The organism is Paenibacillus forsythiae T98 (assembly GCF_000520735.1).
Classification (GTDB): Bacteria; Bacillota; Bacilli; order Paenibacillales; family Paenibacillaceae; genus Paenibacillus_AQ; species Paenibacillus_AQ forsythiae.
The window spans coordinates 1-12,980 of sequence record NZ_ASSC01000896.1 but is presented as its reverse complement, the minus strand read 5'-3'; the positions used below and the strand labels follow the sequence as shown (position 1 = coordinate 12,980).

Below are 12,980 nucleotides of genomic sequence, written 5' to 3'. Positions count from 1 at the left end.
TCTATATATAGATTAACCTGAATTCAGGCTTAATAATTAGTTGTCAAATTTGCCATAGAAAGCATTGCGATATACGTCGGCAAGTTCGCTTACCAGCGGCAGCTTCGGATTGGCAGTTGTGCACTGGTCTTCGAAGGCCTTATCAGCCAGGTAATCTACGTTGGCTTCGAAATCCTTCGGATCGATGCCCAGTTGCTGGAAGGAATCTTCGATACCCAGTTTTTTGTTCAACTCACGAATGGCGTTGATCAGGCTGTTGATACCTTCTTCGGTAGTACGAGCCGGCAGTCCCAGAATACGGGCGATTTCAGCGTAGCGCTCGTCAGCCACAAAGTGCGAATATTTCGGGAACGAAGCGAACTTCGAAGGTTTCTTCGCATTGTAGCGGATAACGTGCGGCAGCAGAATAGCGTTGGTGCGTCCATGAGGAGTGTGATATTGACCGCCCCATTTGTGCGCCAAGCTGTGGTTGATTCCCAGGAACGCGTTGGCAAAGGCCATACCGGCCAGCGTCGATGCATTGTGCATTTTCTCGCGGGCAAGCTTGTCGGCTTCCAGTGCAGACTTCTCCAGATATTGGAATACCAGTTGGATAGCTTTGATAGCCAGACCATCGGAATAGTCGCTTGCCAGAATGGATACATAGGCTTCAATCGCATGTGTCAGCACGTCCATACCTGTATCGGCAACAGCTGTTCTCGGCAGGCTGTATACGAATTCCGGATCAATGATAGCTATGTCAGGAGTAAGCTCATAATCGGCAAGCGGATACTTCGTATTCGGAGTAGTTGTTTTGTCGGTAATAACCGCGAAGGAGGTTACTTCCGAACCCGTACCCGAAGTTGTCGGGATTGCAACAAATTTCGCTTTAATGCCCAGTTTCGGGAATTTATAGACCCGTTTACGGATATCCATGAATTTTTGCTTCAGACCATCAAAGTCAGCATCCGGATGTTCGTAGAACAGCCACATTCCTTTGGCAGCATCCATAGAGGAACCGCCGCCAAGTGCGATGATGCAGTCCGGCTGGAATCTGTTCATCATGGCAGTACCTTTTTCAACCGTAGTTGTCGATGGGTCCGGTTCAACTTCCGAGAACACTTCGATTGCTACAGGAGTTTGGCGTTGACGCAGGTAGTGCTCAACTCTTTCCACATAGCCCAGTTTAACCATCATCGGGTCGGTGATAATTGCTACACGAGTGATGTCAGGCATTTTGGCCAGGTATTGGGTTGCGCCTTTTTCAAAGTAGATCTTCTCCGGCAGCTTAAACCATTGCATATTCACGATACGACGATTCACCCTTTTCACGTTGATCAAGTTAATAGCAGTAACGTTTTGCGATACCGAGTTGCGGCCATAAGATCCGCAGCCCAGAGTCAGCGAAGGGATGTTCGTGTTGTAGATGTCGCCGATCGCACCATGAGTGGAAGGCGAATTTACAAGAATACGTCCGGTTTGCAGACGGTTGGAGAACTTCATGATTACTTCTTCGTTGTTCGAGTGGATAGCGGAGCTGTGGCCCATGCCTCCGAATTCAACCACTTGAGCCGCGCGCTCGATGCCTTGGTCCGCATTCTTAACTTTGTAGCAAGCCAGAACCGGGCTCAGCTTCTCGGCCGACAGCGGGTATTTCGTGCCCACGCCTTCGAGTTCGGCGATCAGGATTTTGGTGCCTGCAGGCACTTGGATTCCGCACATTTCAGCAATTTTCACAGCGGATTGACCGACGATTACCGGGTTAACCGCGCATTTCTCCACGTTCATCGCGCCGTTGGTCAGCTTGGCGGCTTCTTCCTTGTTAACAAAGTAGCAGCCGTTGGCGATCAGTTTCTTCTTCACTTGGTCGAAGATCGGCTCTTCAATGATGATGGCCTGCTCGGATGCGCAGATCATGCCGTTGTCGAATGTTTTCGAAAGAATAATATCATTAACCGCTTGGTCGATGTCGGCGCTCTTTTCAATGAAGGCCGGAACGTTACCAGGGCCTACGCCAAGAGCCGGTTTGCCGCAGCTGTATGCCGCTTTAACCATTGCAGACCCGCCTGTAGCCAGGATCAGAGCCACACCATCATTATTCATCAGCGCGTTGGTTTTATCCATTGTCGGCTGTTCGATCCATTGGATGCAGTTCTCAGGTGCGCCCGCTTTGACAGCGGCATCATGCAAAATTTTTGCGGCTGCAGCACTACACTCTTGCGCAGACGGGTGGAAACCGAATATAATAGGATTGCGCGTCTTGGCGGCGATCAATGCTTTAAACATCGTGGTGGATGTTGGGTTGGTTACCGGTGTGATGCCCATAACGATTCCGACCGGCTCGGCAATTTTTTGGAAGCTGTCGTAAGGGTTGTCTTCGATAACACCTACTGTTTTGTCATATTTGATGCCGTGGTAAATATATTCTGTAGCAAAGATATTCTTTGTGATCTTGTCTTCGTAAACGCCGCGGCCGGTTTCTTCAACCGCCAGCTTTGCCAGGTACATATGCTTGTCAAGTCCGGCCAGCGCCATAGCATGAACGATTTTGTCGACTTGCTCCTGGTCCAGAGCCATGAAAGCTTCTTGAGCTTTCTTCGCTTTATCTACCAATGTCTGAATATACTCTTCAGCGGTAGGTTGTTTCACTTGGGCGGCCACTTCATTCTTCACTGCCATTTCCCTCGTCCTCCTGTCAATTTGTGTTTGTTCCTCTCTACGAAATTGATAATATCACATCATGTGCGACTTGTATAGTGAAATCTTTCACAAAGTACAAAAAATTTTTTTGTTCACTTTTTAAAACGCTTACAATGGAGATTCTTTCAGGGTCTCCCTTCCTATATAGCTTTCTTTCCATGTTCATATCCTTGATGCTACAGTTATTTGGATAGAACAAATCAATGCGTTTGATTCCGAATTTGCATACGTTGTCGCTTGTTAGTCGAATTATCTATGCTATTATTCCTGATTTTAATTAAAACTTGGGATATATTCCGACAAAAAAGCTTCCAGACTCTGCCGCATCTTCGATCGCCAGCGCTTTACCCGCCTCGATATGCTCCGGCCAAAAAACTTCTTCATATAGTAGGGAACAAAACCGTCTTTCCTGGAAGAAAGCGCGGGCGAAAGATTTAACATCCGCTGATTCCCGTAAAGGAGATTAGGGATAAAGCTTTCTGCCGCCAATCGGGACAACCCTGTCCAGTTAAGCTGCCCGATCAATATTGACATCTGCTACGCATAAAATTCCGGGACCGTTATACTCCACTCGCCGGCCAAATTCCTGAAAGGCCACTGCTGCCAAAAAAAGCAAGATAGAGAGGCACGACTTGCCGTTCGCTCGCAGTTCAACTAAACAGCGTGTTCATGTTCGGGATGAGCAGTAGTGTACATTGATCTTACCGGGCAATGTCAGGTCTTAAAAACTTGTGTCATAAATCACATTCTACTTGCCTAAGACTTAACCATGTTTTATATTAAAAAAAGCCGTTTCCCGCATCCTGAGATAACGACAACAGCGTTCATTAGAAAAACCTATTAGAAATCACACTAGAAATCATGCTTTTGAAGTGAAAATAATCACAATGTTGAAAATTAGACACTTTTTCCGTGATTTTTCCACCCACAATGAGGAATTTCATTGTATAATTAATTTAAAATTTATTGAAAAACTGAGGGAATAAAGGGGATGTCGATTATGAAAGATCATACTAATGTTATCGAAGCCCACGGAAATACTAACTGTTTCTCCGAACAAAACTTTAACAGACTGCTAGTAACGATGAAAGAACGGTTAGTTCCGGAAGGCTCTCATTTATTTTGGGAAGGAGACTACTCGGATAAACTGTTTTATCTCAAGCGCGGACGGGTCAAGCTGACCAAATCCACGGATGAGGGCAAGGAACTCATACTGTATATGTATCAAGCCGGCGACATGGTCGGTCAGGCCGATCCTTTCTTCAGCACGAAGCACAGCTTCACCGCCGAAGTGATTGAGGAAAGCGAGGTCGGTGTGATCGAACACAAGGACCTTGAAATTCTGATCTGCCAGCATTGTGATTTTGCCATCGACTTTATGAAATGGATGGGCATTCATCACCGCCTGACGCAGACCAAGTTCCGCGATCTGATGATGTACGGGAAACCGGGCGCGCTCTGCTCGACGCTGATCCGCCTGAGCAACACTTACGGCGAGAAGAACGGCGAAGCCATTCTGATCAATAAAAAGATTACGCACACCGACTTGTCCAACATGATCGGCGCTACGCGCGAGAGCGTTAACCGCATGCTTAGCGATCTGCGCAAGAAAGACGCCGTGGAGTACGAGAACGGTATGATTGTTATTAAGAATATTGAGATGCTTCAGGACATTTGCCATTGCGAGCTATGTCCTACCGAGATTTGCCGAATCTAACATCCCAACTATTTTACCCTATTCCTTCCTCAGTGAAACATAAATTGTTCGTGTATATTGACCTTTTATTTTTGTGGTCGAGGCGCCCTGCTTGGGCGCTTTTTCTCTTTTTATGAAACTATAAAACGGCAAGTCCCGGGCCATCCGGAAACTTGCCGTTCTTTGTTACACTCTTCAACCGTCATTTGCTGCGGACGGAACGGACGGGCGAAATGACCCAGTAAGCCATGCCGACAAATATGCCGCCCCCGAACATATTGCCCAGGGTGACTGGAATCATATTGTGAAGCCAACCGGCCAAGCTGATGGTCTCCGGATGCTTCGGCAGCAGCAGCGCGACGCTCATCAGGGTCATGTTCGCCACACTGTGCTCATAGCCGCTCGCGATGAAGGCGAGCAGACACCACCAGATCAGCACCAGCTTGGCGCCTTCGCTCTTCGCCCGGGACGACATCCAGATCGCCAGACAGACCAGCCAGTTGCACAGAATGCCTCGGAAGAACAATTCGGAAAAAGGCAGGCTCATCTTCTTAGCGGCTGCGGCGAAGATCAGATGCTCCGGCGCGGCGGTCTTAAACAGTCCCGTCCCCTGGACCAGCCAGGCGAGCAGCAGCGCCCCGGCAAGGTTCCCGAGAAAGACAATAATCCAGTTCTTGATCGTATCCCATAAGCTCGTTCTGCCTGCGAGTGTGCTGGCGGTAAAGAACATATTGTTCCCTGTAAAAAGCTCCGAACCGGCGAAAATGACGAGCGTCAGCGCGATGCCGAACGTTGCTCCCATGACAAGCGGCTGAAAGGGCGATTTGGCCGCTGCCAGAGGCGCTCCCAAAGTTAAGATCAGGATGATGCCGATACCGACATAAGCGCCGGCCAGCAGCGCCGCCAAAGCATAACGCGGCAGGCTTTCATTCATTTTGTCGCGTTTGGCAACCGCCGCTTCAATAATATTTTCCACACTTTGCGTATACATGTCCTGGCACCCCACTAATTTTTCTCTGCGGTATTCTTAAATTTCAATAACAACGCTATCCCCGTCAACATGGACCGGATAAGCCGCCGCCTGCCCCTTGTCGGGGGCCTGAACCTCGCCGGTGCGAAGATCGATTTTCCAGTCATACAGCGGATCGTACAGATAATGCCCGGAGACGATCCCTTCGGCCAGCGGGCCGCCCTTGGGATGGGGGTTGCGGTTCTCCAGAGCATAGAACTCGTCCCCCGAAGTACGGAACACGGCCAGTTCTATCCCCTTGATGATAACTACGCGGCCGATTTGCTTCAGATATTCCTCCACCTTGCCAGCGGGATAGGTTTGTCTTGCTACTCCCATCACTGTCACTCCTTTTCACGGGTTGATTAACGGATTTCCGCCGCGTCAAACAGCGCAGTGCGCGCCCGGCCGTCGCTTAGCATTTTTTTCCATGGATCTGTAACCTGGGTCAAAGCAAAATCGATCCGCTGCGCTAGCGCCTTGCGCTCCTCTTCGTTGTCCAGAATGACAGCCTTGATGCTGTCCAGCCCCATGCGCTCCACCCAATCGGACGTTCTTTCCAGGTAGTTGCCGGTTTCGCGGTAATACTGCATAACGGCGGAGCAGATTTCCACCAGCTCTTCATCCGTCTTCACTTTGCAGAAGGAGTCCGCGATCCGCGGCTTGATGCCGCCGTTGCCGCCGATGAACACCTCCCAGCCTCCGTCGTTGCCGACGATGCCGATGTCCTTCGTACATGATTCCGCGCAGTTCCGGGGGCAGCCGTTGACAGCCATCTTGAATTTTGCAGGGAAGTCCAGCCGCTCGTATTTGCGTTCCAGCAGCGCGCCCATGCCCATCGAATCCTGAGTGCCGAACCGGCAGAACTGCGATCCGACACAGGTCTTGACCGTCCGCAGCGACTTGGCGTAAGCGTAGCCGGACGGCATGTCCAGCTCCTCCCAAACTTTGGGCACATCCTCTTTCTTGATACCGATCAGATCGAGACGCTGCCCGCCGGTCACTTTGACGACCTTGACGTCGTACTTGATGGAGACATCGGCGATTTTCTTCAGATCTTCCGGGGTTGTCACCCCGCCGTACATCCGCGGAACGACCGTAAAAGTGCCGTCCTTCTGAATATTGGCGCTCATCCGTTCGTTGACAAAGCGCGACTCCTTCTCGTCTTTATGCGTATCCGGATAGATCATGCCCAGATAATAGTTGATCGCCGGACGGCATTTCGAACAGCCCTCCTCCTGCTTCCAGCCAAGAACGTTCATGACTTCTTTCGTCGTCGTCAGTCCCTTAGCCCGGATTTCGGCCACGATTTCATCCCGGCTGAGCGTTGTGCAGCCGCAGATCCCCGTCTTTGCGCTCTGCTTGAAGCCATCGCCAAGCACGTAGTGCAGAATCTGTTCTACGACCGGCTTACAGCCGCCGCAGGATCGTGTTGCTCCGGTGCAGGCCTTGATCTCATCACGGTGGTAAAGCCGTTACCCTGAATGGCGTCAACGATCGTCTTCTTGGTCACGCCGTTGCAGCCGCAGACGATTTCTTCGTCGGCCATGCTTTCAACGGACGCCGGCTTCTTGGTCCCGCCTCCGCCGCAGCAGCCGGTGCCCATAACTTCCGCATAAATGTCGTCCGTCATCTCCGCGCCCTGCTTCACCAGCTTCTGCAGGCTGGACGCTTCCGTCACATCGCCGAACAGAACGGCGCCGACTATACGGTTATCCCTCAGCAGGACTTTTTTGTAGGTTCTCTTCCAGTCATCCTTGGCGGAAATGACCGTGTGCTCCGGCGTATCGATGAATTCCCCGGCCGAGAAGACATCCACCCCTGAAATCTTCAGCTTGGTTGAGACGACCGAACCTTCATAGGGCCTCGTCTCCACGCCGCATAAGTGCTTCGCAAGCACGGTTCCCTGTTCAAACAGCGGGGCGACCAGGCCATAGCAGACGCCACGGTGCTCGGCGCATTCGCCGACGGAATACACACCCGGAAGCGATGTTTCCAGGTAGTCGTTCACCACAATGCCACGGTTCGCCTCAATGCCGCTTTCCTTTGCCAAGGCTGCATTCGGCTTGATGCCGACGGCCATGACCACGAACTGCGCTTCCAGTTCCGTACCGTCGCTGAAGCGCAGGCCGCTTACCCGCTCCTCGCCGGTCAGCTCCACCGTCTGCTTGCCCATGGCGAACTTGACGCCCTGCCGCTCCAGCTCCGCTTTCAGCATCGAAGCGGCGGTATGATCGAGCTGGCGCTCCATCAGGTCTTCCATCAGATGGACGACCGTTACGTCCATACCAAGGTTCACAAGTCCCTTCGCCGCTTCAAGGCCAAGCAATCCGCCGCCGATGACAGCCGCTTTCGTGTACTGCTTGGCGGCTTCCAGCATCGCTTCACAGTCGGCAATGTCGCGGAAGCCGACGACGCCTTCCTTGCCGCTGCCCGGGATGGGCAAAATGAACGATTGGGAACCGGTGGCGATAATGACTTTATCGTATGGGGCCGCCAATCCGTTCTCCGCGATAACCTTCCTCTGTTCTCTGTCAATGCGGGTAACCGTCGTTCCTGTGTGCAGCATAATGCCGTTATTCTTGTACCAGTCCCGGTCATTCAGAATAATATCGTCCACCGTTTTGCTTCCTTCAAGGACGTAAGACAGCATAATGCGGTTATAGTTCGGATAAGGCTCGCTGCCGAAGACCGTGATATCGTATGCTCCGCCCAGCTTCAAAATCTGCTCAATCGCGCCGACGCCCGCCATACCGTTGCCGATCAGCACTAATTTTTCCCGATTCGTTGTCATTGTCAGGCCCTCCTTTAAAGCTTGGATTGTCTTCTCTTGTAGCTTTATACCGGAATTATACATTTTACATTTTTCCGCCGCGTGACTGCAGTCACAGCAATAGTGAAAGATTTCACGCCAACCTGTAACATTTTTTAATCCCTACCCTCTTGACAAATCTTTAATTAGGGCAGAACAAACAGCCGATTCTCCCCGAAATCATTGAGGAAAACCGGCTGGTGTGCCAAATGGAAATTTTATTGATACCGCGGGAACAAAATGTTGTTCTCCAGATGTACATGCTCAAAGGTCATGCCTTCCAGCTCCTCCAGCCGCGCATAGGTCAGGCGGTAGGTTGTGCAGGCGTGCTCGGGGGGAGTGAAGTCGGCGGTAACGGCGCGGAGTTGTCTCAGCAGGTTCCCTGCGGCGTCATGCTCCTCTTCCAAATCGCTAATAGCCTTGCGCAGAGCGGCTAAAGACTCATTGTCTCCTTGTTGCTCATAGGCAAGAATGCCCGGGAAATCCTGGGCTTCTTCTTTTGCCGTGTGCTCCAGCAACTCGTCCTTCAGCTCATTGAACAGACGGTACAACTCCGCCAGATGCGGAGAATCTCCGCCGTGCGCATGAAATACTTTGGCCACGTTCTGACCGATCAGCGGCAGCTCTTCGCGGAGATAACGGTGATGCTTGCTCACAATATGGCCGATCAGCGCTTCGGACGACGCTCCGATCCACGCGGTATCTTCCTCAAGCACCGGATACTGCTCCACCAGCTTGTACAAATCCGTGGTGACAGCGCCTGCGTCAAGACCGAGCTCGTCCGCAGCGTCTCGAAGCGGCTTGGTGCCGCCGCAGCAGAAATCGATTTTGTTCGCCTTGAAGTAGTCCGCCGCTTTGGGAAATTGCAGCACAATATCTCTTACCAACGTTTCGCTATTAAATAAAGGTTGTTTAATACTCATAATGTCTCCTCCTTAGGGGTGCTGGTTCATCTACTACTTCACCTTAACCCCGGAAGGAGAGCTTCTATGTGATTGGAATCACGGCAAATCCGTCAACATATTGAACAGATTTTACTGCACATAGGCTTCCATATACGTACGCTTGCCTGCGGAGTCCTTCAGGTAAGGGCCGAGTCCCGCGAATTTGGCCTGATTGGTAAAGACCCCGGTCATCCACCTTCCTTCCGTCATGCCGCCATCCCATTGAAGCACAAGATCCGGAGCGGCGATCCATTCCTGAAAGACACGTATATTGGTATCCGTGTATGCTTTGCAGGGCTTGTTGAGCTCCCGAAACCGGACGTCATTGACATAAGTGGGGACAAAATAGGCCGAAATCGTCTCCAGATCCTCACCGTCCAGAAACGCCTCCGTGCCCAGAAAAGGATGAAGCAGCAGCGTTTTTTCATATAGGGACCAAATCACCGCCTGAAGAATCAGGCTTTGTCTTCTGCCGTTATGGAACGTATAGGTGCGCCGCTGATCCGATGAGGTTCCCGCCTCGGCTTCCGAATCCCCTTGTTCCAGACAGTGCCGCTCACACCCGATGCATTTCCAGCCCGCAGGCCCTTGAATCCATTTCTGAAATACCGTGCCGTCCTCGCCGTTGCCCTTGTACAGGGAGGAGATCACGCTGTAAGGCACTCCAATCATAGCGTTCCATAACGAGGCAGGAATATGGCTGTGCAGCATAAACAGCGTTTTGTCATAAATCAGCTGCACTTTGACGGATGCCGTTTCCAGCTCGGCTACATCCTTCTTTCCATAACCTACTTCCCGCGAGAGCAGGGTGGTCTTCATCTTGGTCGCCTCCCTTAATTTGCCCCGCCAGACGGGGAGTTTGCCCGAAATTAGTAAGCGCTTCCAATAAGCAGGGAACATCTCTTTTTTCTATTATATTACTTCTTTATAGCCGTTGTGCAAGTCTTTTCTCAGGGAAGTCACGGCATAGAGCAGCATCCCTGTCGTTCCATGGAATGGCGGGAGTCTGCTCCCGCTAAAGCGCCCACTACAATTTCTCAAATTGATCGGCACAGTTGAATAAAATATCAGGCACATAATTTCCTTGTTCAATAAATGACTTGCCAAACTCACTCAGGATGGTTATCAGCTCTTCAAAAGACAACGGCATATCGTTCTTGAGCCAGTCAACAATAATTGTGTAAATTCCCGCCATTTGATACTTTATGGAGTATTTATAATGCAATTCATTTAATTGATCTATTTCGGTATGCTCCTTTTTATATAGCAGCACCAAATATTTTATGAACTTCTCAAAATGCTGAAGTATTAAATCATACGGCCCCGCTTTGATAATTTTCAGTAAAGGCTTACGATGCTTCTGCAAGTGCTTGAAGAGGAGTTCATTAAAAAGCTCGCTTTGATCCATGCCCTGGCATTTTTTTACGATGAGCAGCCGCTCGTTAAAAATATCATTCAAATAGTTGACAATAATATCATCTTTACTTTTGTAATTCCTGTAGTAAGTCTGCCTGGCAACTCCAGCTTTCTTGGTGATATGGGTAATTTTAATCTGATCGTAAGGTGTTGTCTCCAACAATGCAAGCAAGGCCTCCAAAATCCATTCTCTTGTTTGCTGCAACACTTTCACCTCTTTTGTCTATTTTCGCGGGTCAACTCTTTGTTCGAATTGAACTCTATTTTTACATATACTATAATTTATTCCATCCTTTAGCACAACCCTAATACAGATGGAGGTTGATTTGAATGAAGAAGGCTCATATTGCGATGATTAATATTCCTGCTTACGGACATATTAATCCAACACTCGCCGTTGTATCCGAGCTTGTAAACAAGGGCTACAAAGTGACTTATCCGGCAGTAGATCAGTTTATACCGGTTGTTAAGCAAACGGGGGCTTCGGTTCTTCCCTATCATTCGGCTACATTAGACGTATTAGATCAACTAAATCATGTAAAACAAATCAACGAAATCATAAGTTCCAACTCGGAAAATCTCCCCATGAAATTTCTTGAAGAAGCGATTTCCACTTACTATCAATTAGAGCAGATATATGCAGATGATCTTCCGGATTTAATTCTGTTTGATTTTATAGCGCTCTCCGGAAACCTGTTTGCCGCGAAGCATGGGATCAGTGCGGTACGGCTGTTCTCTTCCTATGCGGAGAATGAGCATGTATCGGCGTTACCTGTCATTTCGGACGAGATCAAGGATCAATTGGCGGCGAAGCTTAAAGAATTTACGGAGAAGGAAGGAATTCCGGTTAAACACTTTATGGAATTATTTGCTCCGGAGAAATTGAATATTGCCTTTATGCCCCGGGCTTTTCAGCTTCAGGGTGATCTGTTTGACGAACACTTTCTGTTTGTTGGTCCATCTATTGGCAAGCGCAGCTATAATGAAAGTCTGCCAATCCATGAGAATCGTGACCGCCCTGTCCTGCTGATCTCGCTAGGCACAATTTTCAACCCGTGGCCGGAATTTTATCAAATGTGCATCGAAGCCTTTCGGGATTCCGGTTGGCAAGTCGTCATGTCCACAGGTTCCAAGATCAGCCCGGAAAGCCTGGGCGACATCCCGGATAATTTTATTGTCCGCCAGCAGGTCCCTCAGCTTGAAATTCTCCCGCACACCAAGTTGTTTATCTCTCACGGCGGCATGAACAGCACGATGGAAGCAATGAGCTTCGGCGTGCCTCTGGTGGTCATCCCTCAGATGTTTGAGCAGGAAATCACCGCCCGCCGCGTATCGGAACTGGGACTTGGACAGCATTTTCTGCCGGATGAGGTAACGGTTCAAGTGCTGCGGCAAGCTGTTCAAGAGGTTTCCGGGGACGGGCAGTTGAAGAAGCGTGTGTTGGACATGCAGAAGAGCATTCAAGAAGCTGGCGGAGCCGCAAGAGCCGCTGAAGCCATTGAACAGTTAATAAATCAATCCAGCCTGAAAAATACACAGGTTGCCCGCTAAACAAAAAAACTGGCGCCGACCGATTCGACGTCAGTTTTATACTCATTTCGCCTTTACTTGACCCACTGCTCCGCCCATTTCTGAATCTGCTCCATGACCGGCTCCAGCGCGCGGCCCTTTTCTGTAAGCTCGTACTCAATACGAACCGGCGTCTCCGGATAGACATGACGCTCCAGAATGCCTTCGCTTTCCAGATCCTTCATCCGTTCCGACAGCATTTTATCGCTCATCAGGGGAATAAGGCCGGAGATATCCTTAAAACGCTTGGGTCCGCTCATCAGTGTCTTGATAATGAGGCCGTTCCACCGTTTACCCAAAAAAGAGAAAGCCGTTTCGAAGCGTGGACACAACGCTAATTGATGCTCTTCCATTGTTCTCACCTCTCACTCTAAAAAAACTTACATTTAGTTAGTATATATAATTTTACCACATTATGCTTCTGCTGAACATCGCTTTCCAAAAAAAGTTTACTCCCGTGCCAAGCTCCAAACTGGAACCGACGCTACCGGCCACCTTCCTCCTGTGCTCTTGCCGCTATCGCCTCGGTGATAACAAACGCAAGGTCGTCATTTCCATATAATGAAAGCACGCCGAGCACCGTGTCGTCCGAAATAAAGCCGGACTCGTCGACGGGCACGGTCAGCGAGAGCGCCCTGGCAAGCTGCTCATTGCCCTGCTGCTGCGGATAGGCCTGCAAATAGAGGGCTTCCGGATCAAGACCGTTATTCACGCACCATTGGGCGAATACAAGGATCATCATTTCTTCATCGCGTCTATAGCTTTCCACAATCCGGTCTTCCACCGATTTGCGATAGTCATCCATTCTCTTTCCCCCTCTCCAGTTAGTCTTAAGCTGCGACGCCGGACTGTATT

The 12,980-nt window shown here is 50.0% G+C and carries 10 protein-coding genes and 1 pseudogene; 2 read left to right on the top strand and 9 right to left on the bottom strand.

Annotation, left to right across the window (positions count from 1 at the left end; genetic code table 11):
- Nucleotides 1-36: 36 nt before the first annotated feature.
- A complete protein-coding gene (gene adhE / locus L692_RS0127250; RefSeq protein ID WP_025703159.1) occupies nucleotides 37-2,658 on the bottom strand; it encodes a bifunctional acetaldehyde-CoA/alcohol dehydrogenase in 2,622 nt (873 codons plus the stop codon).
- A 1,021-nt stretch (nucleotides 2,659-3,679) separates the two neighbouring features.
- On the opposite strand from adhE, the gene L692_RS0127245 reads away from it, so the two are divergent.
- Entirely contained in the window at nucleotides 3,680-4,396 is a 717-nt protein-coding gene (locus L692_RS0127245; protein WP_025703158.1) for a Crp/Fnr family transcriptional regulator, read from the top strand.
- A gap of 181 nt (nucleotides 4,397-4,577) precedes the next feature.
- Here L692_RS0127245 and L692_RS0127240 read toward each other — a convergent pair whose 3' ends face one another.
- The 6 genes and pseudogenes from L692_RS0127240 to L692_RS0127215 all read right to left on the bottom strand — a co-directional run bounded on the left by L692_RS0127240 (nucleotide 4,578) and on the right by L692_RS0127215 (nucleotide 10,761).
- Nucleotides 4,578-5,366, bottom strand: coding sequence for a formate/nitrite transporter family protein (locus L692_RS0127240; protein WP_025703157.1), 789 nt, complete (start codon nucleotides 5,364-5,366; stop codon nucleotides 4,578-4,580).
- 36 nt (nucleotides 5,367-5,402) lie between these two features.
- A complete protein-coding gene (nirD, locus tag L692_RS0127235) occupies nucleotides 5,403-5,723 on the bottom strand; it encodes a nitrite reductase small subunit NirD (protein ID WP_025703155.1) in 321 nt (106 codons plus the stop codon).
- A gap of 26 nt (nucleotides 5,724-5,749) precedes the next feature.
- Nucleotides 5,750-8,178 (bottom strand): annotated as a pseudogene (nirB, locus tag L692_RS30430) (nitrite reductase large subunit NirB).
- A gap of 236 nt (nucleotides 8,179-8,414) precedes the next feature.
- Nucleotides 8,415-9,119: an iron-sulfur cluster repair di-iron protein gene (gene ric / locus L692_RS0127225; RefSeq protein WP_036725958.1), complete on the bottom strand. Its 705-nt coding sequence runs from the start codon at nucleotides 9,117-9,119 to the stop codon at nucleotides 8,415-8,417.
- A gap of 111 nt (nucleotides 9,120-9,230) precedes the next feature.
- The gene (locus L692_RS0127220; RefSeq protein WP_025703151.1) at nucleotides 9,231-9,959 is read right to left on the bottom strand and encodes a hypothetical protein; all 729 of its coding nucleotides are present in this window, start codon (nucleotides 9,957-9,959) and stop codon (nucleotides 9,231-9,233) included.
- Between the two features lie 208 nt (nucleotides 9,960-10,167).
- On the bottom strand, nucleotides 10,168-10,761 hold the full coding sequence (locus L692_RS0127215) for a TetR/AcrR family transcriptional regulator (RefSeq protein WP_025703149.1): 594 nt from the start codon (nucleotides 10,759-10,761) through the stop codon (nucleotides 10,168-10,170).
- 125 nt (nucleotides 10,762-10,886) lie between these two features.
- Here L692_RS0127215 and L692_RS0127210 point away from each other — a divergent pair, with 125 nt between their 5' ends.
- Nucleotides 10,887-12,107, top strand: coding sequence for a macrolide family glycosyltransferase (locus tag L692_RS0127210; RefSeq protein WP_025703147.1), 1,221 nt, complete (start codon nucleotides 10,887-10,889; stop codon nucleotides 12,105-12,107).
- 53 nt (nucleotides 12,108-12,160) lie between these two features.
- Here the strand turns inward: L692_RS0127210 and L692_RS0127205 are convergent, their stop codons facing one another.
- Nucleotides 12,161-12,478, bottom strand: a complete 318-nt coding sequence (locus L692_RS0127205) for a winged helix-turn-helix transcriptional regulator (RefSeq protein ID WP_025703145.1) — start codon at nucleotides 12,476-12,478, stop codon at nucleotides 12,161-12,163.
- 131 nt (nucleotides 12,479-12,609) lie between these two features.
- Nucleotides 12,610-12,930, bottom strand: a complete 321-nt coding sequence (locus tag L692_RS0127200) for a hypothetical protein (RefSeq protein WP_025703144.1) — start codon at nucleotides 12,928-12,930, stop codon at nucleotides 12,610-12,612.
- Nucleotides 12,931-12,980 lie beyond the last annotated feature (50 nt).